The organism is Streptomyces sp. CB02056 (genome assembly GCF_001905545.1).
GTDB lineage: Bacteria > Actinomycetota > Actinomycetes > Streptomycetales > Streptomycetaceae > Kitasatospora.
Map to the genome: position 1 here is coordinate 548,949 of NZ_LIPD01000009.1, position 23,625 is coordinate 572,573.

15 protein-coding genes and 1 riboswitch are annotated in these 23,625 nt (G+C 74.1%); of the genes, 9 read left to right on the forward strand and 6 right to left on the reverse strand.

Annotated features, from left to right (window positions below):
• The first annotated feature begins 739 nt into the window (after window positions 1-739).
• Window positions 740-3,889, forward strand: a complete 3,150-nt coding sequence (locus AMK13_RS46050) for a protein kinase domain-containing protein (protein WP_206745851.1) — start codon at window positions 740-742, stop codon at window positions 3,887-3,889.
• Between the two features lie 123 nt (window positions 3,890-4,012).
• Here AMK13_RS46050 and AMK13_RS26460 read toward each other — a convergent pair whose 3' ends face one another.
• A complete protein-coding gene (locus AMK13_RS26460; protein ID WP_049659023.1) occupies window positions 4,013-4,642 on the reverse strand; it encodes a GTP cyclohydrolase II in 630 nt (209 codons plus the stop codon).
• Between the two features lie 331 nt (window positions 4,643-4,973).
• Between AMK13_RS26460 and gdhA the strand changes: the two genes are divergently transcribed.
• The 3 genes from gdhA (at window position 4,974) to AMK13_RS26475 (ending at window position 8,405) form a co-directional block, all read left to right on the forward strand.
• Window positions 4,974-6,368, forward strand: coding sequence for an NADP-specific glutamate dehydrogenase (gdhA, locus tag AMK13_RS26465; RefSeq protein ID WP_074004345.1), 1,395 nt, complete (start codon window positions 4,974-4,976; stop codon window positions 6,366-6,368).
• Between the two features lie 157 nt (window positions 6,369-6,525).
• Entirely contained in the window at window positions 6,526-7,401 is an 876-nt protein-coding gene (locus AMK13_RS26470; protein ID WP_074004346.1) for an AraC family transcriptional regulator, read from the forward strand.
• A gap of 239 nt (window positions 7,402-7,640) precedes the next feature.
• Window positions 7,641-8,405, forward strand: a complete 765-nt coding sequence (locus AMK13_RS26475; RefSeq protein ID WP_074004347.1) for a VOC family protein — start codon at window positions 7,641-7,643, stop codon at window positions 8,403-8,405.
• Here AMK13_RS26475 and lnt read toward each other — a convergent pair.
• The 3 genes from lnt to AMK13_RS43025 form a co-directional block, all read right to left on the reverse strand.
• Window positions 8,381-9,979, reverse strand: coding sequence for an apolipoprotein N-acyltransferase (lnt, locus tag AMK13_RS26480; protein WP_198959434.1), 1,599 nt, complete (start codon window positions 9,977-9,979; stop codon window positions 8,381-8,383). The genes AMK13_RS26475 and lnt overlap by 25 nt on opposite strands.
• 191 nt (window positions 9,980-10,170) lie before the next feature.
• Entirely contained in the window at window positions 10,171-13,794 is a 3,624-nt protein-coding gene (cobN, locus tag AMK13_RS26485; RefSeq protein ID WP_049657984.1) for a cobaltochelatase subunit CobN, read from the reverse strand.
• The gene (locus AMK13_RS43025; RefSeq protein ID WP_143204639.1) at window positions 13,791-14,051 is read right to left on the reverse strand and encodes a hypothetical protein; all 261 of its coding nucleotides are present in this window, start codon (window positions 14,049-14,051) and stop codon (window positions 13,791-13,793) included. The genes cobN and AMK13_RS43025 overlap by 4 nt, the downstream gene beginning before the upstream one ends.
• Before the next feature lie 47 nt (window positions 14,052-14,098).
• Window positions 14,099-14,184: riboswitch (cobalamin riboswitch) on the reverse strand.
• Window positions 14,185-14,410: 226 nt separating this feature from the next.
• Here AMK13_RS43025 and AMK13_RS26495 point away from each other — a divergent pair.
• The 3 genes from AMK13_RS26495 to AMK13_RS26505 are packed head-to-tail and all read left to right on the forward strand — an operon-like array spanning window position 14,411 to window position 17,867.
• Window positions 14,411-15,730 carry a cobalamin biosynthesis protein CobG gene (locus tag AMK13_RS26495; protein ID WP_241853033.1) on the forward strand — a complete coding sequence of 440 codons (1,320 nt, stop codon included), beginning with the start codon at window positions 14,411-14,413 and terminating at the stop codon, window positions 15,728-15,730.
• The gene (locus tag AMK13_RS26500) at window positions 15,727-16,353 is read left to right on the forward strand and encodes a precorrin-8X methylmutase (RefSeq protein WP_049649824.1); all 627 of its coding nucleotides are present in this window, start codon (window positions 15,727-15,729) and stop codon (window positions 16,351-16,353) included. Before AMK13_RS26495 ends, AMK13_RS26500 begins: the two co-directional genes overlap by 4 nt.
• Complete coding sequence (locus tag AMK13_RS26505) at window positions 16,350-17,867, forward strand: precorrin-2 C(20)-methyltransferase (RefSeq protein WP_074004350.1); 1,518 nt, start codon at window positions 16,350-16,352, stop codon at window positions 17,865-17,867. Before AMK13_RS26500 ends, AMK13_RS26505 begins: the two co-directional genes overlap by 4 nt.
• Window positions 17,868-17,964: 97 nt before the next feature.
• Here the strand turns inward: AMK13_RS26505 and AMK13_RS26510 are convergent, their stop codons facing one another.
• Window positions 17,965-19,704 (reverse strand): TIGR03767 family metallophosphoesterase, encoded by a 1,740-nt coding sequence (locus AMK13_RS26510; RefSeq protein WP_107418848.1) that lies wholly within the window; start codon window positions 19,702-19,704, stop codon window positions 17,965-17,967.
• Window positions 19,705-20,039: 335 nt separating this feature from the next.
• On the opposite strand from AMK13_RS26510, the gene AMK13_RS26515 reads away from it, so the two are divergent.
• Both AMK13_RS26515 and AMK13_RS26520 read left to right on the forward strand, forming a co-directional pair.
• Window positions 20,040-21,260: a cobalt-precorrin-5B (C(1))-methyltransferase gene (locus AMK13_RS26515; RefSeq protein ID WP_074004453.1), complete on the forward strand. Its 1,221-nt coding sequence runs from the start codon at window positions 20,040-20,042 to the stop codon at window positions 21,258-21,260.
• A gap of 147 nt (window positions 21,261-21,407) precedes the next feature.
• Complete coding sequence (locus tag AMK13_RS26520; protein ID WP_049649821.1) at window positions 21,408-22,937, forward strand: UDP-N-acetylglucosamine 1-carboxyvinyltransferase; 1,530 nt, start codon at window positions 21,408-21,410, stop codon at window positions 22,935-22,937.
• 158 nt (window positions 22,938-23,095) lie between these two features.
• Here the strand turns inward: AMK13_RS26520 and AMK13_RS26525 are convergent, their stop codons facing one another.
• On the reverse strand, window positions 23,096-23,599 hold the full coding sequence (locus tag AMK13_RS26525) for a DinB family protein (protein ID WP_074004352.1): 504 nt from the start codon (window positions 23,597-23,599) through the stop codon (window positions 23,096-23,098).
• Window positions 23,600-23,625: the final 26 nt, after the last annotated feature.

Genomic DNA, 23,625 nt, shown 5'->3' on the forward strand with positions numbered 1-23,625 from the left:
ACTCGAGTTCCGCTCGGGGGCCGGTCCGTTCCCGCCCGGTCCTGCTCCGCTTCGGCGGTCGCGGTCCCGGCCCGACCGCCGTACGGGCAGTGCCGGCCGAGGCGTCGACAGCGGCCGGTTCCCCGTCGGGGATCGCGCTTGCGTACCGGTCCTGCGATGGGTCGGTCCTGATCCGCGAAAGCGGCCGACACCCGCGCCCGCCATGAGGGATGATGACGCGTCACAATCCACCCCGGAACCGGTGCGCCCATGGTCACGGCCCCGCGCCGGTCCGGGCTGCGGGGGAGGGGAGCGTCGCATGGGCACGACGGAGGACGCGGACCCGGCCGAGGGCGGTCGGCGCGGGCCGAGGCCCCGGTCGGCCGCCGGAGCCGAGCCGGGGAATCCGCCGGGGAGCAGGGTGGAGCGGTGGTCGCGGGGGCGCTGGCGTGCTTCCGAGGACGCCTCGGACCGGTCGTCCCGGCTCGGCGCGACCCCGCGGGCCCGGGTGGACCCGCAGGCCGCGACCCGTCGGGTGCCCGCCGCCCCGCCGCGCTTCGATCCGGAGGCCGCGACGCGTCGGGTGTCCGGCAACGTGCCGCGGTACGACCCGGAGGCGGCCACCCGCCGCAGGCCGGACACCGGGCCGAGGTTCGACCCGCACGCCCCGACCGAGCTCCGGCCGAACCGGCCGGGGGGCTCGGGCAGTTCGGGGGACTCGGGGCACTCGGGACGTTCGCCGGGTACCGACTCGGAGGCGGTGACCGAGGTCGTCCGGCCCCGGTCGGGCTCGGGGGCCGGCTCGTCCTCCTGGCAGGACGGCATCGGGCCCGGCGGCCCCGCCCCGGCCGGGGGAGGCGGCGGCGTGAGTGCGGGCGGGAGCCCGGCCGGCCCCGAGGACGGGTTCGGCGGGGCCCCGGACACCGGCGGTCCGTTCGAGGGCGTCTTCCCGGACGCCCTGCGGAGCCGCTTCATCCCGCTGGGCCGGGCCGGAGCCGGCTCCGAGGGCACCGTCTGGTACGTCCGGCGCACCGACGGCGGCGGTGACGCGGCCGTCAAGGTGGCCGTCGCGGGCCAGCCGATGGACCACGACCTGCTCTCCCACCTGGGCCACGACGGCTTCCGCCGGCACGTCCCGCAGCTGATCGACTTCGGCCGGGTCCGCCACCACGGCGCCCAGGTCGACTGGGTGGCCATGGAGTACCTGCCGGTCACCCTCGCCGCCCACGTCGCCGGGCTGTGGCGGTCGGGCGGGCACGGCGACCGGCGGACCACCGAGCAGATCGTCTACGAGCTGGTCGCCCTGCTCGACTTCTGGCAGCAGCGGATCCAGCGCAACCCGCTGGACTTCAAGCCCGCCAACATCCTGGTGCGCCCCGGCAGCGGGTCCGGGGAGTTCGTGATCGCCGACTTCGGCGGCGTCGACCGGCTCACCGACAGCCGCCGGTTCACCTCCGCGATGATGGTCACCGTCGCCTACATGGCCCCCGAGCAGCTGGCCGGCAAGAACCACCAGGCCGGGCCCTGGTGGGGGCTCGGCAACGTGCTGTACGAACTGTTCGTCGGCCGCCCCCGCTTCGTCGGCGCGGACGGCGAGCGCCCGGACGACCAGGAGCTGGAGCTGGAACTGGTCATGGGCGAGGAGGTCGACCTCAGCGCCGTCCGCGACCCGCGCCAACTGCTGCTCCTCCAGGGGCTGTTCACGAAGATGCCGGAGGACCGCTGGACCGCCCCGCAGGTCCGCAGCTGGCTGGCGGGCGGCACCCCCGAGGTGATCCGCCGCCGACCGCAGGCGCAGGCCAGGGCCCACCGGCCGGTCACCTTCCTCGGCAACCCGTTCACCGACCCGGTCCGGCTCACCGAGGCGCTGCTCAAGAACTCCGGCGCGGCGGCCCGCTGGCTGGCCACCGGGGGAGCGGAACGGGTGCGCGACTGGCTGCGGGACGAGGTCGAGGACACCGTCTTCGACCTGCACTACCTCTCCGACGTGGCCAAGGCGCCCGGCTCCCGGCGCGAGTCCGTGGCCGCGGTGGCGGTGCTCGCCCTGGGGGCCGCCTTCGTCCCGGGCGCCGTCCCCCACTACCGCGACCGGCCGATCGACACCACCGGGCTGGAACGCGTCGTCACCGCACCGGACGGCGCCGAGCTGATCGACGAACTCGTCCGGGGCGGGGTGCCGGCCGTGGTCGCCCGCTACGACTGCTTCCACCCCGAGTGCGCCGGCGAGCACTGCTCGCGGCTGCTAGCGCTGGCCGCACTGCCGGAGGTGCTGGCCGAGGTGGACCGGCTGGCCCGCACCGTCGGCGGCGGCCGGCGCGGCGGCGACGGGCTCAGCCCGGAGGAACGCGAGGAGGCGCACCGGCAGGCGGTCTGGCTGAGCATCCGGCCCGAGGAACGCGCGCGGCTGCTCGGCCGGCTCTCGCCGCTGCCCGCCGCACTGCACCGACTGCCGCTGCCCGGGCGGGTCTCGGAGCTCGCCGCCGCGGTGGCCGCCGCGGTGGTGGACGGCGCGCTGGCCATGGGCGCGGGCGCCCGCACCGTCGTACGGACCGTGGCCCGCAGACCGGCGCCAGACCCGGCGGCGGCCACTCCCCGGGACGTGGTCCGGCGCCACTGGTCCGCGCTGCGCCGACGGGCGGTGAGCGCCGACCCGGCGCAGCCGGCCGGCCGGGCGGCCCTGGTCGCGGCGGAGGCACTGCGGCGGCGCGGCCGGGGACGGCCCGAGCGGCCCGAACCGGAGGCCGGGGTGCGACAGGAGGGACGGGTGGCCCGGCTCTGGCTCAACCGGCGCCGCCGGCCGCCGACGGGCTGGGAGGAGCGGCGGGAGCAGCTGGCGGCCTGGTGGCCGCACGCCCGCACCGCGCTGCCGCGCCGGGCCGGGGCGGTCCTGCTGCTGCTCCTCGCCTTCGGGCTGCTGCTGTGGGCGGGTGCGGTGCTCCGCTACCCGGTCGAGGCGGGGGAGAAGCTCGACCTCTCGCCCGCCGGCGCCTTCGGCGGCCCCCTGCGGAACGCCGGCGAGCACGCGGCCCGGCAGGTGGCCGGACAGCTCGGCGCGGGGCTCGTCGCGGCCGCCGTGATCGCCTTCTTCCCCGCCCGGGTGGGCATCGGCACGGCGCTGCTGACCGGCGCCGGAGCCCTCGCCATCGGCTACCTGCGGCTCGGACCGCCGATGACGGTGCTGGAGACGCCGCCGTCGGTGGCCGACCGGGTCGTGGTGTTCGAGGGCGGGATGGGGAGTTGGGCCGGCATCGCGGCGGTGGTGGCGACCGTGGTCTCGCTCGTCCTGATCGAGCGGGCCGCCAACCGGCTGCTGAAGCCGGCTCAGGAGGCCCGACGGCAGGCCCGGGAGGCCTGGCGGGAGCGGGGCGTGCGGGGTGTGCGGGGCGTGCGGGGCGCGGGGCCGTCCGGGGCCGGCACCGCCGAGCGGGCGGGGGGCGCGCCGTCCGGGCGGTGGCGGACGGGCGGCGCCGGTGCGCGCGACCGGGTGCGGTTCGCGCTCGGGACGACGGCGGTGCTGGTGCTGCTGCTGTGGGCGGCGGTCGAGGTCCGGCTGGCGGCCACCGGGACGCACCCGACGCCCGACTCGTGGGGGACGGGGCAGGGCGGTGCGGACTACCAGGCCGGGTTCGTCCTGCTGCTGGCGGTGGTGTCGCTGGTCAGCACCCTCGGGACGCCGGCCACCGCCAAGGGGCTGTTCGTGCTCTGGGTCCCGGCCACGCTGTTCCTGGGCGCCTGGCCGGGGCCGCTGGGCCCGGTCGAGGCGCTGCGGATCCCGGTGTTCGAGGGGCTGTTCCGGGCGATCGCCGGGCTGTGGGGGCACGGGGCCTTCTGGGCCGCGCTGCTGGTGGCGCTGCCGTTGGCGGCGTACGGGGTGCTGCGGACGGTCCGGGGGCGCGCGGGGCGCGGGTGACAGCGAACGGCTGACGGCTGACAGATCACGGCGAACAGATAACAGCGAACAGATAACAGATGACAGCTGACAGATTTTGAAATCTGTCAGCTGTCATCTGTCACCAGCCGCCCGTGCGGCAGTTCAGCCGACCAGCCGGGACAGCTCGATCGAGTGCCCCGTCCGCTCCACCTTCGCCCGCAGGTAGCGGACGTTGCTGGCCGACAGGTGCACCCCCGTCGGCACCCGGTGCCGCACGACGATCCCCAGGTCGGCCAGCTGCGCCGCCTTGTCCGGGTTGTTGCTCAGCAGGTCGATGCCCGTGGCGTCGAGCGCGGCGAGCATCTGGGCGGCCGCGGTGTAGTCGCGGCCGTCCTCGGGCAGGCCGAGCGCGGTGTTGGCGTCGTACGTGTCCAGGCCGGAGTCCTGGAGGGCGTAGGCGTCCAGTTTGTTGTAGAGCCCGATGCCGCGGCCCTCCTGCCGCAGGTAGAGCAGGTACCCGCCGGCCTCGCTGATCCGCTCCACCGACTCGCGCAGCTGCGGCCCGCAGTCGCAGCGGTCCGAGCCGAAGACGTCGCCGGTCAGGCACTCGGAGTGCAGTCGCACCAGGGGCGTGCCGCCCTCGGGGACCGTGCCGAGCGCGAGCGCCAGGTGCTCGGCGCCGTCGGTGAGGCCGTGGAAGGTGGAGACCTCCGCGTCGGCGCGGTAGCCGTCGGGGAAGGTCAGCGGGATGCGCACACGCGAGCGCACCGTGGCGGCGCCGGGCTGCGGCATGGGTGGGCCTCCGTGGATCGGGGGTGGGCCGGGCCGGTTCGGCGCGGACCGGGGTGGACGCGGTCGGACCCGGACGGGTCGTGGTGCGTCGGAGGTCGACCGTACTAGGTAGTTCCAATTTGAACAACTAGCGGCCGCCGGGGCCCGGCTCGACCACCGGGGCGCACAACACCCCATCAGCCCCGGCTGTTCCCACCAGGGCTTCCAGCATGTGGATGGTGCGGGACCCGCGGTGTGGACACTGCGAGACTGGCGCCGTTTCCTGGGCACGTCCCTCAGGCCCGTCGGGACACTGCGCACGCCCATCGACGACCACGGAAGGGTCCTGAAGATGTCGACGACCCCTGCCACCCCCCACACCTCCGCTCCCGGCTCCTTCGAAGCCGAGCAGCGCGCGATAGAGGCGCTCTACGCGGACGTGGTCCGCCGCAACCGGGGCGAGGACGAGTTCCACCAGGCCGTCCACGAGGTGCTGGAGACCCTGGCGCCGGTGCTCGCCCACCGCCCCGAACTCCTCGACGCCCGGATCATCGAGCGGATCTGCGAGCCCGAGCGGCAGCTCATGTTCCGGGTGCCGTGGACGGACGACTCCGGTGACATCCACGTCAACCGCGGCTTCCGGGTGGAGTTCAGCAGCGCCCTCGGCCCGTACAAGGGCGGGCTGCGCTTCCACCCCTCGGTGAACCTCGGGATCGTCAAGTTCCTCGGTTTCGAGCAGATCTTCAAGAACGCGCTCACCGGCCTGCCCATCGGCGGCGGCAAGGGCGGCTCCGACTTCGACCCCAAGGGCCGTTCGGACGCCGAGATCATGCGGTTCTGTCAGTCCTTCATGACCGAGCTGTACCGCCACCTCGGCGAGTACACGGACGTGCCGGCCGGGGACATCGGCGTCGGCGGCCGGGAGATCGGCTACCTCTTCGGCCAGTACAAGCGGATCACCAACCGGTACGAGAGCGGCGTGCTCACCGGGAAGGGCCTCGGCTGGGGCGGTGCGCAGGTCCGTACCGAGGCCACCGGCTACGGCTGCGTCATGTTCACCTCCGAGATGCTGCACAGCCGCGGCGAGAGCCTGGACGGGCGCCGGGTGGTCGTCTCCGGCTCCGGCAACGTCGCCGTCTACGCCATCGAGAAGGCGCAGCAGCTCGGCGCGACCGTGCTCACCTGCTCCGACTCCTCCGGCTACGTGGTGGACGAGAAGGGCATCGACCTCGACCTGCTCAAGGAGGTCAAGGAGGTCCGGCGCGGCCGGGTCTCCGACTACGCCCGACTGCGCGGCGGCCACGTCCGGTTCGTCGAGGGCCCGGGCGTGTGGGGCGTGCCCTGTGACGTCGCGCTGCCCTGTGCCACCCAGAACGAGCTGGCCGAGGCCGACGCGCTGGCGCTGGTGCGCAACGGGGTGCTGGCCGTCGCCGAGGGTGCGAACATGCCCACCACCCCGGAGGCGGTGCGGGTGTTCCAGGAGGCCGGGGTGGCCTTCGGTCCGGGCAAGGCGGCGAACGCGGGCGGCGTCGCGACCAGCGCCCTGGAGATGCAGCAGAACGCCTCGCGCGACTCCTGGACCTTCGAGCACACCGAGGAGCGGCTGGCCGGGATCATGAAGCACGTCCACGACTCCTGCTTCACCACCGCCGAGCGCTACGGCCACCCGGGCAACTACGTGGTCGGCGCGAACATCGCCGGCTTCGAGCTGGTCGCGGACGCGATGCTGGCCCAGGGCCTGATCTGAGCCGCTGACGGCCGTCGCCTGGCGATCGGTCAGGCACCAGGCACCAGGCACCCGGCGATCGGAGCCCGGCGCCCGACCGGAGCGGGCACCGATTGTCGGGTGCGGCAGGGTGGGTCCTTCCTACGGTGAAGGTCAGCAAGGGAAGGACGGGGTTGGCGTGCTGGAGCACCTGAACCGGGCGATGGACCGGATCGAACACGACCTGGACCGCGAGGTCGACGTGGCCGCGCTGGCGCGGATCGCGATGACGTCGGAGTACCACTTCCGGCGGTTGTTCTCGATGCTCGCCGGGATGCCGCTGTCGGAGTACGTCCGGCGTCGGCGGCTCACCGTCGCCGGGGCCGAAGTCCTGGACGGCGAGCGGACGTTGCTCGACATCGCGGTCCGGTACGGGTACTCCTCGGGGGAGGCGTTCGCCCGGGCGTTCCGGGCCATGCACGGAGTCGGGCCGGGCGAGGCCCGGCGCGACGGCGCGGTGCTCGTCTCCCAGCCCCGGATGTCCTTCCGACTCATCGTGGAGGGAAGCAGCAGTATGGAATACCGGATCGTCGAGAAGCCGGACTTCCGGATCGTCGGCAGGAAGGCCCGGGTCACCCTGATCTACCTGGGGATCAACCCGGGGATCGCCGAGTTCATCAAGGGACTCGGCAAGGAGACGGTCGAACGGATCGCGGAGCTGTCCGGGGACGACCCGGCCGGGATCCTGTCGGTGAGCGACGACTTCTCGCCGAACCGCGAGGAGGGGTCCGAACTCGACTACTGGCACGCGGTGGTGGCGCGCGAGGGGGTCGCCGTCCCGGCGGACCTGGACGTGCTCGACGTCCCGGCCGGCACCTGGGCGGTGTTCACCAACACCGGGCCGTTCCCGCAGGCCCTGCAGGAGATGTGGGCGGACGTGGCTGGCCAGTGGTTCCCGTCCAACCCGTACGAGGCCCGGCCGGGTCCGGAGATCCTGCGGGTCAGCCCGGTTCCGGGCACGGCCGATGCCGAGGCGGAGCTGTGGATCCCGGTGGCGAGGGCCGTGCGCGGCTGACGGGCGAAGGCTGACAGCCGACAGCTAACGGATAACAGCGAACAGATAACAGATGACAGCTGACAGATTTCGAAATCTGTCAGCTGTCATCTGTCATGTGTTCGCCCGCCCGTCTCGCCGCCCGTTCGGCCCACCCCGCCCGCCAAGCTCCGCCCCGCCCCGCATGCTGGGCCTGGAGGTGCGGGGGCCGAGGCGCCGAAAACCCGGGAGTTCCCGAGCAAGCTGCGAGGACAGACGCCATGAAGCAGACCTCCGTGACCACCAACGCCCCCTGCTGGACCGAGTTGGGCACCTCCGATCCGGCCGCCGCCCGGGCCTTCTACACCGAGCTCTTCGGCTGGCAGGCGGACGACACGGCCCGCCCCGGGGAGGGCGACTACACCCAGATGCTGGTCCGGGGCGTCCCGGCCGCCGCCATCACTCCGCGCTACGCCCCGCAGCAGCCGATCGCCTGGACGGTCTGCATCGCGGTCGCCGACGCCGACGCCACCGCCGCGAGGATCAAGGAGTGCGGCGGTCTGATCCGGAAGGACCCCGGCGACGTCTTCGGCTTCGGCCGGTTCTCGGTGGCCGCCGACCCGTCCGGCGCGGTGTTCATCCTCTGGCAGGCCCGCGCCTTCCGGGGCGCCGGGGTGTTCAACGAGCCCGGCGCGCTCGGCTGGGTGGAACTGCTCACCCGCGACCCGTCCGGCGCGCTCGCCTTCTACCCGGAGGTCTTCGGCTGGTCCGTCGCCCCGTCCGAGCACTACCCCCAGTGGGGCCTGGACGGACGGGACTTCGGCGGCATGCTGACGATGGACGACTGCTTCCCGCCCGAGGCGCCGCCGCACTGGCTGCCGTACTTCGCGGCCGCCGACGTGGACGGCACCGTCGGCCGGGCGGTGGCGCTCGGCGGGGACGTGCTGACGCCCGCCACCGGCATGCCGGGCGGCCGGCGGATCGCCGTGCTGCGCGACCCCCAGGGCGCCGCGTTCGGCGTCTACACCGCCGGCACCGAGGGCTGACCGGCACGCCGCAGGGCGCGCGAGCGACGCCACCCGGCCACGCCCGCGCCCGCCGCCCCCGCCGTGACCAGCAGCGCCCCCAGCGGCACCACGTCGCCGATCCGGTCGTACCAGGTCAGCGTCCCGGGCGCGGTGAGCGGCAGTCGGACGGTCAGCACGCCGGTGCCGTCGGTGCCGAGCCGGGCGAGCTCCCTGCCCTGGGCGTCGAACGCGGCCGAGACCCCGGTCAGCGAGGCCTGGACGGCCGGCCGGCCGGTCTCGGCGGCCCGGATCGCGGCCAGCGAGACGTGCTGCTCGGGCGCCCAGGTGCGCTGGAAGGTCGAGGTCGAGGACTGGTAGACCAGCACCCGGGCGCCGTCCCGGGCGGCGGTGCGGGCCATGTCGGGGAAGGCCGACTCGAAGCAGATCAGCGCCCCGACTGGCAGCGGCGCGCCCTCCCGGTCGGTGGCGGGCAGGACGTGGAAGGCCGTTCCGGGTGCCCGGTTCTCGCCCGCGGCCCGGCTGACCCCGGCGATCCAGCCGAGCACCGGCCGCAGCGGGATGTACTCGCCGAACGGCACCAGCCGGATCTTGCGGTAGCGGTCCACCACGCCGGCGGGGGAGACCAGCACCGCGTCCTTGGAGATCCGCCCGTCCGTCTTGCGCGCGTCCTCCCCGGCGACGACCTCGGCGCCGCTGGTCGCGGCGAGCCGGCGCAGGGTGTCCAGTGCGGCCGGGTCGCGGTCCAGGTCGGCGGTGGTGCTGCTCTCGCCCCACACGACCAGGTCCACCGGCTGTCCGACCAGTCCGGCCGTGATCCGCGCGCTCGCCTCGAAGCGGGCCTGGGGGTCCTCGACGATGCCGGGCTGGACCAGTGCCACGGTCACGGCCCCGTCCGCGGCGGGTGCCTCGCGCAGCGCGAACAGCAGCGGACCGGAGGCCAGGACCAGCACGACGGTCCCGGCCGCGACGGCCCGCGGCCGCCGGTGCACCGCGGTCAGCGCGATCAGCGCCCCGGTGTTCACCGCCGCCACCGCCGCGCTGACCAGCCAGATCCCGCCGGCCGAGGCCAGCCCGAGGACCGCCGGGTGCTGCCACTGGGTGGCGCCGAGCAGCGCCCACGGCCCGCCGAGCGCGGGCCAGGACCGCGCGTACTCGGTCGTCACCCAGACGGCCGGTACGACCAGCAGTGCGAGCAGGGCCCGACGGGCGGTCAGCCGGGGGTGCAGCAGCCGGTGCACGGTGTACCCGACGGCGCTCTGGAGCGCCCCGAACAGCACCGCGATCACCGGCAGCCCCGGCCCGACGGACGGGACCAGCCAGTACATCGCGGTCAGGATGAACCCCGCGCCGAACCACCAGCCGCGCACCGCCGCCTCCCGGCCCGACGGCGCCCGCTGCATCAGCAGCAGTCCGGGGACGAGCGCGACCCAGGCCAGCCAGGCCTGCCCGGGCGCGGGGAAGGCGAGCACCGGAACCGCTCCGGCCGCCAGCGCACCGGTCCGCGCGCGGTACCGGTGCGGCGCGTGCGGCTCCCGTTCCTCGGCGGCGGTCGTGCTCAGGGTCGGGCTGGCGGGAGCGGAGCGACGCGACATGACCCGTATTGTCCGCTTGACGGGCGTACACCACCAGTACGCCGTTCAGCCGAACGGGTGACAAGAGCCCCATGTTCGGAACCAGTGGTCCCGGCCGTACCGGTGGCCTTGCCAGAACGGGCGATCGGAGGGGTGGCCCCAAGGAAGTGCGGCCCCGAGGGGGCCCGCCCCTCCGATCACCGTGCGCGGCCCTACTCCTCGCCGCCCTCCAGGTCCCCCTCGGTCTCCAGGAAGGCGGCCTGCAACTGCTCGATCAGCTCCGGGTCCGGCTGCTCCCACAGCCCGCGGCTCGCCGCCTCCAGCAGCCGCTCGCTGATCCCGTGCAGCGCCCACGGGTTGGCGCCCGCGAGGAACTCCCGGTTGACCGGGTCGAGGACGTACTCCTGGGTCAGCTTCTCGTACATCCAGTCCGCGACCACGCCCGTGGTGGCGTCGTAGCCGAACAGGTAGTCCACCGTCGCGGCCATCTCGAAGGCGCCCTTGTAGCCGTGGCGGCGCATCGCCTCGATCCAGCGCGGGTTGACCACCCGGGCGCGGAAGACCCGGGCGGCCTCCTCGGTCAGGGTGCGGGTGCGGACCGTCTCCGGCCGGGTCGAGTCGCCGATGTAGGCGGTCGGAGCCTTGCCGGTGAGGGCCCGCACGGTGGCCACCATGCCGCCGTGGTACTGGAAGTAGTCGTCCGAGTCGGCGATGTCGTGCTCGCGGGTGTCGGTGTTCTTCGCGGCGACGGTGATCCGCTTGTACGCGGTCTCCATCTCCTCGCGGGCCGGGCGGCCGTCCAGCCCGCGGCCGTACGCGTAGCCGCCCCAGACCGTGTACACCTCGGCCAGGTCGGCGTCGGTGCGCCAGTCCCGGCTGTCGATCAGCTGGAGCAGGCCCGCGCCGTAGGTGCCCGGGCGGGAGCCGAAGACGCGGACGGTGGCCTTGCGCTCGTCGCCGTGCACGGCGAGGTCGGCCTGGACGTGGGCGCGCACGTAGTTCGACTCCGGGGCCTCCTCCTGGGCGGCGGCCAGGCGCACCGCGTCGTCCAGCAGGGCGACCACGTGCGGGAAGGCGTCCCGGAAGAAGCCGGAGATGCGCAGCGTGACGTCGATGCGCGGGCGGCCCAGCTCGTCCAGCGGGATCGGCTCCAGGCCGGTGACCCGGCGCGAGGCGTCGTCCCAGACCGGGCGGACGCCGAGCAGGGCGAAGGCCTCGGCGATGTCGTCGCCGGCGGTGCGCATCGCGCTGGTGCCCCAGAGCGAGAGCCCGACCGAGGGCGGGTACGCGCCGTCGTTGTCCGAGCGGTAGCGCTCGACCAGGGAGGAGGCGAGCGCCTGGCCGGTCTCCCAGGCGAGCTTGCTGGGGACGGCCTTCGGGTCGACGGAGTAGAAGTTGCGGCCGGTGGGCAGCACGTTGACCAGGCCGCGCAGCGGCGAGCCGGACGGGCCGGCCGGGACGAAGCCGCCCTGGAGCGCGTGCAGCACGGCGTCCAGCTCGTCGGTGGTGGCCGCGAGCCGCGGCACCACCTGGGCGGCGGCGAAGTCCAGCACCGCGCGGACGGCCTCCTGGACGGCCTCCGGCAGTTCGGCGGTCACCTTCTCGACCGCCTCGGGCGCCCAGTCCTCCGCCTCCATCGCCTCGACCAGGGCGCGGGCCCGGGCCTCGGCCGCGTCGGTGGCGCCCAGGGTCAGCGCCGCCTCGTCCAGGCCGAGCGCCTCGCGCAGGCCGGGCAGGGCGCTGACGCCGCCCCAGATCTGCCGGGCGCGCAGGATGGCGAGCACGATGTTGACCCGGTCGGTGCCGGTCGGCGCCTGGCCGAGGACGTGCAGACCGTCACGGATCTGGGCGTCCTTGACCTCGCAGAGCCAGCCGTCGACGTGCAGCAGGAAGTCGTCGAAGCCGTCGTCCTCGGGGCGCTCGTCCAGGCCGAGGTCGTGGTCGAGCCGGGCGGCCTGGATCAGGGTCCAGATCTGGGCGCGGATCGCCGGCAGCTTGGCCGGGTCCATCGCGGCGATGTTGGAGTGCTCGTCCAGCAGCTGCTCCAGGCGCGCGATGTCGCCGTAGGAGTCGGCGCGGGCCATCGGCGGGACGAGGTGGTCGACGAGCGTGGCGTGGGCGCGGCGCTTGGCCTGGGTGCCCTCGCCCGGGTCGTTGACCAGGAAGGGGTAGACCAGCGGCAGGTCGCCGAGGACGGCGTCCGGGCCGCACTCCGCGGACAGCGCGGCGGTCTTGCCCGGCAGCCACTCCAGGTTGCCGTGCTTGCCGAGGTGGATCACCGCGTGGGCGCCGAAGCCGCCGTCCTCCTGGGCGGCCTGGATCCAGCGGTAGGCGGCCAGGTAGTGGTGGCTCGGCGGCAGGTCGGGGTCGTGGTAGATGGCGACCGGGTTCTCGCCGAAGCCGCGCGGCGGCTGGATCAGCACGAGCAGGTTCCCCGAGCGGATCGCGGCCAGCACGATGTCGCCGTCCGGGTTCTGCGAGCGGTCGACGTACAGCTCGCCGGGGGCCGGGCCCCAGTGCTCCTCGACCTGCTCGCGCAGGCCCTGCGGGAGGGTGGCGTACCAGCGGCGGTAGTCGGCGGCGGGGATGCGGACCGGGTTGCGGGCCAGCTGCTCCTCGGTGAGCCAGTCCTGGTCGTAGCCGCCGGCCGCGATCAGGGCGTGGATCAGCGGGTCGCCCTCGTGGCCGCCCTCGCCGTCGTCGAACGCGGGGAGGTCGTCCCCGAGGTCCATGCCCTCCGCGCGCAGCCGCTCCAGCAGCCGCACCGCGCTGGCCGGGGTGTCCAGGCCGACGGCGTTGCCGACCCGGGCGTGCTTGGTCGGGTACGCGGACAGCACCAGGGCGAGGCGGCGCTCGGCGGCCGGGACGTGCCGCAGCCGGGCGTGCTTGACGGCGGTGCCGGCGACGCGGGCGGCGCGCTCCGGGTCGGCGGCGTAGACGGTCAGGCCGTCCTCGTCCAGCTCCTTGAAGGAGAACGGGACGGTGATCAGGCGGCCGTCGAACTCCGGGACGGCGATCTGGGTGGCGGTGTCCAGCGGGGACAGGCCGTCGTCGCTGGCCTCCCACTGGGCGCGCGACCAGGTGAGGCAGAGCGCCTGGAGGATCGGGCGGTCGAGCGCGGCCAGCGCGCCCGCGTCCCAGGCCTCCTCGTCCCCGCCGGCCTGGGCGTCGGCCGGGCGGGTGCCGCCGGCGGCGAGCACGGTGGTGACGATCGCGTCCGCCTCGCCGAGCGCGGCCAGCAGCTCGGGCTCGGCGCCGCGCAGCGAGGCGCAGTAGTAGGCCCTGGCCCGGGCGCCCTGGTCCTCGACGGCCCGGCAGAGCGTCTCCACGAAGGCGGTGTTGCCGCTCATGTGGTGGGCGCGGTAGTAGAGCACCGCCACCGTCGGACCCTCGGACGTACGGGCCTCGCGCTCCAGCGGGCCCCAGGCCGGGGCGGAGGCGGGCGGGGCGAAGCCGTGGCCGGTCAGCAGCACGGTGTCGGAGAGGAAGGCGCCCAGCTCGGCCAGGTTGGCGGCGCCGCCGTGGGCCAGGTAGGCGTGCGCCTCGGCGGCGATGCCGGCCGGGACGGTGGACAGCTCCATCAGCTGGGCGTCGGGGGCCTGCTCACCCGTCAGCACCACCACCGGGCGGGGGCCGGCCAGCAGCGCGTCCAGGCCCTCCTGCCAGGCGCGGCGCCCGCCGAGCAGGCGGACCACGACGAGCTCGGTGCCCTCCAGCAGCGCGGGCAGGTCCTCGGGGGTGAGCCGGGCCGGGTTGCCGAGGCGGTAGCGCACCGGCCCCTCGGAGGCGCGGGCGCTGAGCAGGTCGGTGTCGGACGTCGACAGCAGCAGGATCATGTGAAGGCCCTCCCGGCCTCGTCGGTGGCCGGGGTGGCCGGGATCTGGGCCGGGGCGGCCGCTGGGGTGGCACGGACGGCCGCGCGGTCGACCGGGGTGGTCGCGGCGCGGGCCGGGGCGGTCGCGCGGTCGACCGGGGTGGTCGTGGCGGCGGCCGGAACGGGCATGACGGCGGTCGGGACAGCCGTGGTGGCGGTCGGGACGGCCGTGGTGGCGGCCGGGGACGCGGGCGCGGGCATGCGACAGCGCTGGAACATTTCTGCCTTCCTCGGGGTCCGCGCCCCGGGCCGGTGGAGGACGGCAGGAGTTCCTGGCTCCCGCGGCCGACCGGTCTACCGGTGAACCGCGGTCACAGTGGCGGGACCGCACCGGGTTCGCACCGGTTTCCTCCCCTGCGCCGTCGCTGGCGTGCGGACGGTCCGTGAGGGACCGCCCGCCAGCATCGTACGGGGTGCGGCTGACCTGGGGGAGGGTGAGCTTTCGGACGTCCGGCCGACGGGGCTCGGATGTCCGGCGGACGGGGGCTCGGGGTGTCCGGCAGGTGCGGCGGGGGCGGGGCCGGGGTGTGATGCAGCGGACGGAGGCAAGCGATCGGATCATCTGTATGCTCGCCGCCATGCCACCGACACCCGACGCCACCGCGCCGGGCGCCGCAGGACCCGACCGGGAGGTGCCCGACCGGGGGCGTGCGGACGCCTGTCCCGGAGCACTTCGTCTGCATACGGCCGACGACGGCGCCCTCGCCCGGATCCGCCTGCCCGGCGGTCTGCTGACGGACCGTCAGGCCATCGCGCTGGCCGAGGCCGCCGAGGCCCTCGGCGACGGCGAGTTGGAGACCACCTCGCGCGGCAACGTCCAGCTGCGCGGCCTGGCCCCGCACTGCGCGGCCGAGCTCGCCGACCGGCTGCGCGCCGTCGGGCTGCTGCCCTCGGACACCCACGAGCGGGTCCGCAACATCGTCGCCTCGCCGACGGCCGGACTGGACACCACTGCCGAGGGAGCCGTCGGCAACGCCGATGTGCAGTCCTGGGTACGGGAGTTGGACGCGCGGCTGTGCGCCGCCGACTGGGCGGCCGGGCTGTCCGGCAAGTTCCTGTTCGCGCTGGACGACGGGCGGGGCGACGTCGCCGCGCTCGACGCCGATGTGACATTGGTCGCAGGCCCGGGCGGCACGCGGTTGCTGCGCCTCGGACGCGACGGACGCGGACACCCGGTCGAGTCCGGGCGGGAGGTCACGGCCGTGCTGGACGCGGCCCGCTCCTTCCTGGCGGCGCTGCGGACGCACGGGCGCAAGGCCTGGCACCTGCGCGAGGTCCCCGAACTGCTGCCGGCCGGCACGGTGCCGCTGCCCGCCTTCGCCGGCAGCGCGCCCGCCGTCGGCGCGCTGCGCGGCGGGCTCTCGGTGGGGCTGCGGTTCGGCCGGGCGAGCGCCGGGCAGTGGCGGACGCTGGTCGCCGCCTCGGCCGGTGAGCTGCGGCTGACCCCCTGGCGCGGGGCGGTGCTGCCCGGCGCCCCGGCCGACCGGCTGCCGGGGCTCGCCGCGGCCGGCTTCCGCACCGAGCCCGGCTCGGCCTGGGAGCGGGCCACCGCCTGCACCGGGCTGCCGGGCTGCGCCAAGTCGCTGGCCGACGTCCGTACGGACGCGGCTCGGGCGCTGGACGCCGGTGCCGCGGTGAGGACCGGTGCCGGCCCCGATGGTCTGCTGCCCGTCCACTGGTCGGGCTGTGAACGGCGCTGCGGCCACCCGGCCGGGCGGTGGGTGGACGTGCTCGCCACGGGGCGCGGCTACCGGGTGACGGTGAACGGGGCGAACGCCGACGTGCCGGAGCCCGATGCGGCGAAGGCCCATGAGATGAACGCCGTTGTGACGAACGCCGTTGTGACGAACGAGGAGATGGCCGAGGCGGTCGCCGAGGCCAGGAGGACCACGAAGTGATCGAGTACGAGAAGGACGGCGCGTCCATCTACCGCCAGTCCTTTGCCACCATCCGCGCGGAGGCCGATCTGGCCGCCCTCCCGGCGGACGTCTCCCAGGTCGCGGTGCGGATGATCCACGCCTGCGGGATGGTCGACCTGGTCGAGGACCTGGTGTACTCGCCCGGTGTGGTCGCCTCCGCGCGCGCCGCGCTGCACGCGGGTGCGCCCATCCTCTGCGACGTCAACATGGTCGCGAGCGGCGTCACCCGTCGGCGGCTGCCGGCCGACAACGAGGTGATCTGCACCCTCACCGACCCCTCGGTGCCCGAACTCGCCCGCACGATGGGCAACACCCGCAGCGCCGCGGCCATGGAGCTGTGGCTGCCCCGGCTGGAGGGCGCGGTGGTCGCCGTCGGCAACGCCCCGACCTCGCTGTTCCGGCTGCTGGAGATGATCGAGGCGGGCGCACCGCGACCGGCCGCGGTGATCGGCGTCCCGGTCGGCTTCATCGGCGCCGCCGAGTCCAAGCAGGCCCTGGCCGAGCACCCGTCCGGCCTGGAGCACCTGGTGGTGCGCGGTCGGCGCGGCGGCAGTGCGATGGCCGCCGCCGCCATCAACGCGATTGCGAGCGAAGAAGAGTGACGGACCGTCAGAGCACCACGGGTCGGCTGTACGGCGTCGGGCTCGGCCCGGGCGACCCGTCGCTGGTGACCGTCCGCGCCGCCGAACTCATCGGCAAGGCCGACGTGGTGGCCTACCACAGCGCCCGGCACGGCCGGTCCATCGCACGGTCGATCGCCGAACGGTATCTGACGGACGGTCAGATCGAGGAGAAGCTGGTCTACCCGCTCACCGTCGAGACCACCGACCATCCGGGCGGCTACCGCGGCGCGTTGGACGACTTCTACGAGGAGGCCGCGGCCCGGCTGGCCGCCCACCTGGACGCCGGGCGCGACGTGGTCGTCCTCGCCGAGGGCGACCCGCTCTTCTACGGCTCCTACCAGCACATGCACAAGCGGCTCGCGCACCGCTACCCGACCGAGGTGGTGCCGGGCGTGACCTCGCTCAGCGCGGCCGCGGCCCGGCTCGGGCAGCCGCTGACCGAGGCCGAGGAGACGCTCACCGTCATCCCCGGCACGCTGCCCGAGGAGGAGCTGACGGCGCGGATCGCGGCCGCCGACTCGGCCGTGATCATGAAGCTGGGGCGCACCTTCCCGACCGTCCGCCGGGCCCTGGAGCGGGCTGGGCGGCTGGCGGAGGCGCAGTACGTGGAACGGGCCTTCATGGCGGGGGAGCGGATCGCGCCGCTCGCCGAGGTCGACGGCGACACGGTGCCGTACTTCTCGGTCGCGGTGCTGCCGAGCAAGGTCGCGCCGCTGGAGCCGGAGGTCCGGCTGTCGGACGGCGTCGGCAGCGTGACCGTGGTCGGCACCGGGCCGGCCGGGCCGCTCTGGCTGACCGCCGAGGCGCGCGGCGCGCTCTCCGAGGCCACCGACCTGGTCGGCTACACCACCTACCTGGACCGGGTGCCGGAGCGGCCGGGGCAGCGGCGGCACGGCTCGGACAACAAGGTGGAGTCGGAGCGCGCCGAGTTCGCCCTGGAACTCGCCCGGCGCGGGCACCGCGTCGCGGTGGTGTCCTCGGGTGACCCGGGGGTGTTCGCGATGGCCACCGCCGTGCTGGAGGTCGCCTGCGAGGAGGCCTACCGGGACGTCCCGGTGCGGGTGCTCCCCGGGATGACCGCCGCCCACGCGGCCGCCTCCCGGGCCGGCGCCCCGCTCGGGCACGACTACGCGACGGTGTCGCTCTCGGACCGGCTCAAGCCGTGGGACGTGGTGGCGAAGCGGCTGCGGGCCGCGGCCGAGGCGGACCTGGTGCTCGCCCTGTACAACCCGGGCTCGAAGTCCCGGATCACCCAGGTCGGGCTCGCCCGGGACCTGCTGCTGGAGTACCGGGCACCCGAGACCCCGGTGGTGATGGCCCGCGACGTCGGCGGCCCGACCGAGCGGGTGCGGATCGTCCGACTGGGCGAGCTGGACCCGGCGCTGGTCGACATGCGGACCATCCTGCTGATCGGCTCCTCGCAGACCCGGGCGGTCGAGCGGGGCGGCGGCGTGGAGGTCGTCTGGACGCCGCGGCGGTACCCGGAGGAGTGACGGGTGACAGATGACAGCGAACAGATTTCATCATCTGTTCGCTGTCATCTGTTCTCTGTTCGCTGGTATCCGTTCCCTGTTCTCCGGCTGCCGACCGCTACCGGGTCGGCTTGGTGAGCAGCAGCTCCGTGTTGTGGTCCCCGCCCGCGCCCAGCAGCGCCGCCGGGCGGCCGTTCGGGTCGTTGTACGACAGCTCGCGGTAGAGCGCCGCGAGGTTGGCGTCCGAGGTGCCGCCGAAGTCCGTCCCGTACGGGGCGGAGGACTCGATCAGCGTGGTGAACAGCGAGAGCGTGCCGTCCCCGTTGTCCGCGATCTCGATGATCCGCCCGTGCTGCGGGTAGTCGATGTGCGAGGCGGTGTTGATCTCCCAGAACGCCCGCTCCGGCACCGCGTGGCCGTGCGGCGTGATCTTGTTCATGTGGGTGTGCCCGTTCACCCACGCGACCACGTTCGGGTAGCGCTGGAGCAGCGCGACCAGCTCGTTGCCGTCGTGCCGTCCCTCGAAGATGTTGCGCGGGTCCGGCAGCAGGTTGCCCATCGTGCCGCTGGTGTGGTGGCTGAAGAGCAGGATCAGCTCGTCCGTGCTCCCGCCGGTCACCTTGCGCCCGTCGGCGTCGTACCAGTGCCCGCTGTGCGCCTGCAACTGCTGCTCCAGCCAGCGCAGTTGCGCGGTGCCCAGCGAACCGTCGGCGAACCCGGCCTGGTTGGTGGTGTCCAGGCTGATGCCGACCACCTTCTCCGAGATGCGGAAGGTGTAGTAGAGCTTGCCGCTGTTCGCCATGTCCGAGGTGAAGCCGTGCCCGTACGGGCCGGCGCCGGTGACCGCCGGGTTCAGGTGGGCCTTGGCGAACTCCTTGAGCGTGAACGGCCGGCGGCGCTCGTCCGGGGTGACCTTGCGGACCAGGTCGCCACTGGCGATCAGCTTCGCCAGCAGCAGCACGGCGCCCGCCGGGTCGCGGCGCAGCGAGTCCGTCAGCTGGGCGGCCGTGGCGTCGTCGCAGCCCTCCAGCTTGTACTGGCCGGTGTACAGGTCGTTCAGCAGTCCGAGGTCCGGCAGCGAACCCTCGATGCTGTCGTCGTGGTTGCCGACCGTGGTGTACCAGGGCGTGCGCAGGCCCGGCGCGTCGAAGGGGCGGCCGGCGGCGGACAGGAAGCCGGCTATCTGCGGGAAGCCCTTCGCCTTGTAGCCGTCGTTGTAGGAGAGTTCGGGGTTCCAGTAGGCGGCGTTGCCGGAGTTCTGCACACCCTCGTAGCGGCTGAGGTCACCGGTGTTCTGGGCCAGCCGTCCACCGCCCATGACCTTGAGGTACCAGTCGAGTTCGGCGAGCTCGTGGTTGTCGGTGTTGTCGCCGGTGGCCATCACCATGCTGAACGGCATCCCGGTGTAGGGGCCGCCGGCGAGCGAGTTGACCCGCTCGACGAGGGCCGAGACACCGCGGGCGTTCAGGGCCTCCTGCGGCCGGTACGCGCTGCCGTTGAGCTTGGCCAGGTACTCGAAGCGCACCGGGGACTCGGTGTCCACCAGGTGCAGGTCGCTGAACTGGACGAAGCTGGCCAGCCCGGTCCGGCGGTCGTCCCGCCCGGTGGTCGCCGACGCCAGGTCGCCGCGCACCACCAGCGGCCAGCCCGGCCCGGCCGTCAGCCGCTTGTAGCCGCCGGTGCCGACCGGCGTGGCCACCTGCTCCAGCGTGGTCCCGGTGACCCTGACCGCCCGCGCGGCCGTCGTCGCCAGGGCCTGGTCGCGCGCCGCGGCCGAGGCGAACTGCGCGCCGCCCAACGACAAGGCCGACCAGGCGGCGGCCACCGACGTACCGGTGAGGAACGTACGCCGACTCATCCCTGCCACAAAAACCCCCACATGCTGGTGGCCCGGCGGGGCAGTCGACCCCGGCCGGGCCCACGTCTGTCATGAACCCGCTTCTGGCGGACCGCCAGATTACTCACTGGTAGCCGCGGCGGGCGAGGCCCGTGCAGCGAACTCTTCGGGAACGCGGGACGGCGCGACCCTCCGCAACTCGTGCACGAGGGGTTCCACCGAGCGGGGCGAGGCGCGGCCGCCGCCACCCCGGTCGGGCCCCACCAGGGCCGGTGGGGGAAAATCGGCGACGGCGTCCGGTGCGGCCGCCGGAGCGGAGCAAGGACGGCGCGGGCGCCGTCGGAAACGGGGCGCAGGTGGCCGCAGCGGGATCCGAGGCGGGAGCCGGGGTCGGCGCCGGAGCGGGCGGCCGGGCCGGCCAGCTGAAGAGCAGCGGCCTGCGGCCCGGCTGGACGACGGGCGCCTGCGCCACCGCCGCCACCAGGGCCGCGTACACCGCGCTGCTCACCGGCGAGTTCCCGGACCCGGTGGTCATCACCCTCCCCAAGGGGCAGCAGCCCGCCTTTGCCCTCGCGGCCGAGCAGCTGACCGTCGCCGAGCAGCCGACCACTTCCGAGGAACTCACCGCAGCCGAGCAGCCGACCGGCCCCGGCGGGCGCACCGCCGCCATGGCCGGTGTGGTCAAGGACGCGGGCGACGACCCCGACGTCACCCACGGCGCGCTGATCCGCTCGACCGTACGGTCCGGCGAGCCCGGCACCGGGGTGGTGTTCCGGGCCGGCCCCGGGGTGGGGACGGTCACCAAGGCCGGCCTGCCGCTGCCCGTCGGCGAACCCGCGATCAACCCGGTGCCCCGGCAGATGATCCGGGACGCCGTCGCCGAGGTGGCCGCCGCGCACGGCGGCAGCGGGGACGTGGTGGTCGAGATCGCGGTCGACCACGGCGAGGAGATCGCCCGCTCCACCTGGAACCCCCGGCTCGGCATCCTCGGCGGCCTGTCCATCCTCGGTACGACCGGGGTGGTCGTCCCCTACTCCTGCTCGGCCTGGATCGACTCGATCCGCCGCGGCGTGGACGTGGCCCGCGCGGCGGGGCGCACCCACGTGGCCGGCTGCACCGGCTCGACCTCGGAGAAGGTCGCGGTCGCGGAGCACGGGCTGCCCGAGGACGCGCTGCTGGACATGGGCGACTTCGCCGGTGCGGTGCTCAAGTACCTCAAGCGCCACCCGGTGCCCCGGCTGACCATCGCGGGCGGCTTCGCCAAGCTGTCCAAGCTCGCGGCGGGCCACCTCGACCTGCACTCGGCGCGCTCCCAGGTGGACAAGGGCTACCTGGCCGGACTGGCCCGCCGGGGCGGCGCGGACGAGGCGCTGGCCGAGGCGGTCGCGGGCGCCAACACCGCGCTGGAGGCCGTGCAGTTGTGCCGTGCGGCCGGGGTGCCGCTCGGGGACCTGGTCGCCGAGGCGGCCCGGGCGACGGCGCTCGGCGTGCTGGTGGGCTCGCCGGTCGCGGTGGACGTCATCTGCATCGACCGCGCGGGCACCGTCGTCGGCCGGGCGGAGCCGCTCGGGCCGTGACAATGTCACGGGTGTCACGACGGCGCGACAACATCGCCCGGTGACGTGAAGAACTGACGCCCAAACAGGGCAAGAATCGGACAAATGGAGCAGTAGGGCGGCCCCCCGGTTCTGTCGCCATCTCAACCATGAGATATCGTCTGGCGAGTGACAGGCGACTACCTCACCCGCATCGGCACCCTCATCCGTACCGCGCGCCAGCACCGCGGCTGGTCCCAGGCGCAGCTCGGCGAAGCCCTCGGAACCAGCCAGAGCGCGGTCAACCGCATCGAACAGGGCAAGCAGAACGTCAGCCTTGAGATGATCGCCCGCATCGGCGAAGCCCTCGACAGCGAGATCGTCTCCCTCGGCTACTCCGGCCCGATGCACCTGCGCGTCGCCGGCGGCACCCGGCTCTCCGGCGCGATCGACGTCCGCAGCAGCAAGAACGCCTGCGTGGCGATCCTCTGCGCCTCGCTGCTGACCACCGGCCGCACCACGATCCGCAGCGTCGCCCGGATCGAAGAGGTCTACCGCATCCTCGAGGTGCTCACCAGCATCGGCGTCAAGAGCCGCTGGATCAACGAGGGCCGCGACCTCGAACTCACCCCGCCCGCCGAGCTCGACCTCGCGGCGATGGACGTCGAGGCGGCCCGCCGCACCCGCAGCGTGCTGATGTTCCTCGGCCCGCTGATGCACCGCGCCCAGCGCTTCGCCATCCCGTACGCCGGCGGCTGCGACCTCGGCACCCGCACCGTGCAGCCGCACCTGACCGCGCTGCGCCGCTTCGGCCTGGAGGTCGCCACCACCGGCGGTGCCTACCACGCCTCGGTCGAGCCGGGCACCCCGCAGGACCGCCCGATCGTCCTGACCGAGCGCGGGGACACCGTCACCGAGAACGCCCTGCTGGCCGCCGCCCGGCACGACGGCGTCAGCGTCATCCGCAACGCCTCGCCCAACTACATGGTCCAGGACCTCTGCTTCTTCCTGGAGAAGCTGGGCGTGCGGATCGAGGGCATCGGCACCACCACCCTCACCGTGCACGGCGTCCCGGAGATCACCTGCGACGTCGACTACACCCCGGCCGAGGACCCGGTGGAGGCGATGAGCCTGCTGGCCGCCGCCGTCGTCACCTCCTCCGAGCTGACCATCCGCCGGGTGCCGATCGAGTTCCTGGAGATCGAGCTCGCGGTGCTGGAGGGCATGGGCCTCGACTACGACCGCACCCCCGAGTACCGGGCCCACAACGGTCAGACCCGACTGGTCGACCTCACCGTGCGCCCCTCCAAGCTCACCGCGCCGATCGACACCATCCACCCGATGCCGTTCCCCGGCATCAACATCGACAACGTGCCGTTCTTCGCCGCCATCGCCGCGGCCGCGCACGGCACCACGATGATCCACGACTGGGTGTACGACAACCGCGCGATCTACCTGACCGAGCTGACCCGCCTCGGCGCCGACGTCAAGCTCCTCGACCCGCACCGCGTACTGGTCCAGGGCCCCACCCGCTGGCGCGCCGCCGAGATGATGTGCCCGCCGGCCCTGCGCCCCGCCGTGGTCATCCTGCTCGCCATGCTCGCCGCCCAGGGCACCTCCGTCCTGCGCAACGTCTACGTCATCAACCGCGGCTACGAGGACCTCGCCGAGCGCCTCAACTCCATCGGCGCCCGGATCGAGACCTTCCGCGACATCTGACCGACCGTCACGCTGCTGGCCGGCCTCACCCGTTGAGCCCGGCCAGCAGCACGGAAACCTCCAACCCGGTGTTCAGGTACTCCACGAACACCGGGTTGTCCAGTGCCCGGACGACGTGTTCCCTCCGAGTGCCCGGCGCTGTCCGGTGCCCTGCGCTGCTACTCGCCGGTGGTGCCGTCGAGGTGTTCGCGGAGGAGGTCGGCGTGGCCGTTGTGGCGGGCGTACTCCTCGATCATGTGGGTGAGGATCCAGCGCAGCGAGAAGACCTCCTCGCCGTAGTGGCCCAGGACGTCCAACGACTCCGCGGCGGCCACGAGTTCCCTGGCGTGGTCGCACTCGCGGCGCCAGATCGCGAAGGCCTCGTCGGGGTCGGCGGTCTCGGCGTCGAACTCGGCGAAGGAGCCGTCGGGGTGCGCCCAGAAGCCGCGCGCGTCCTCCTTGTTGAGGACGTTGCGGAACCAGCTGCGCTCCACCTCGGCGAGGTGGCGGACCAGCCCGAGCAGGGAGAGCCCGGACGGCTCCAGCACGCGGGCGCGGAGCTGCTCCGTGCTGAGGCCCTCGCACTTCATCGCGAGGGTGTCGCGCTGGTAGTCCAGGAAGCCTGCCAGTGTGGCGCGTTCGTCGGCGGTGCGGGGGGTCTGCCTACGCTGATCATCGGTCATCGGGCCATCCTGCCCGCCATCCGACG

Excerpts from the sequence above, each read along its gene's own strand:
- AMK13_RS26460 (WP_049659023.1), bottom strand. The coding sequence starts at position 4,642 with ATGCCGCAGCCCGGCGCCGCCACGGTGCGCTCGCGTGTGCGCATCCCG.
- lnt (WP_198959434.1), bottom strand. The coding sequence starts at position 9,979 with ATGTCGCGTCGCTCCGCTCCCGCCAGCCCGACCCTGAGCACGACCGCC.
- AMK13_RS43025 (WP_143204639.1), bottom strand. The coding sequence starts at position 14,051 with ATGTTCCAGCGCTGTCGCATGCCCGCGCCCGCGTCCCCGGCCGCCACC.
- cobN (WP_049657984.1), bottom strand. The coding sequence starts at position 13,794 with ATGATCCTGCTGCTGTCGACGTCCGACACCGACCTGCTCAGCGCCCGC.
- AMK13_RS26495 (WP_241853033.1), top strand. The coding sequence starts at position 14,411 with ATGCCACCGACACCCGACGCCACCGCGCCGGGCGCCGCAGGACCCGAC.
- AMK13_RS26510 (WP_107418848.1), bottom strand. The coding sequence starts at position 19,704 with ATGAGTCGGCGTACGTTCCTCACCGGTACGTCGGTGGCCGCCGCCTGG.
- AMK13_RS26525 (WP_074004352.1), bottom strand. The coding sequence starts at position 23,599 with ATGACCGATGATCAGCGTAGGCAGACCCCCCGCACCGCCGACGAACGC.
- AMK13_RS26475 (WP_074004347.1), top strand. The coding sequence starts at position 7,641 with ATGAAGCAGACCTCCGTGACCACCAACGCCCCCTGCTGGACCGAGTTG.
- gdhA (WP_074004345.1), top strand. The coding sequence starts at position 4,974 with ATGTCGACGACCCCTGCCACCCCCCACACCTCCGCTCCCGGCTCCTTC.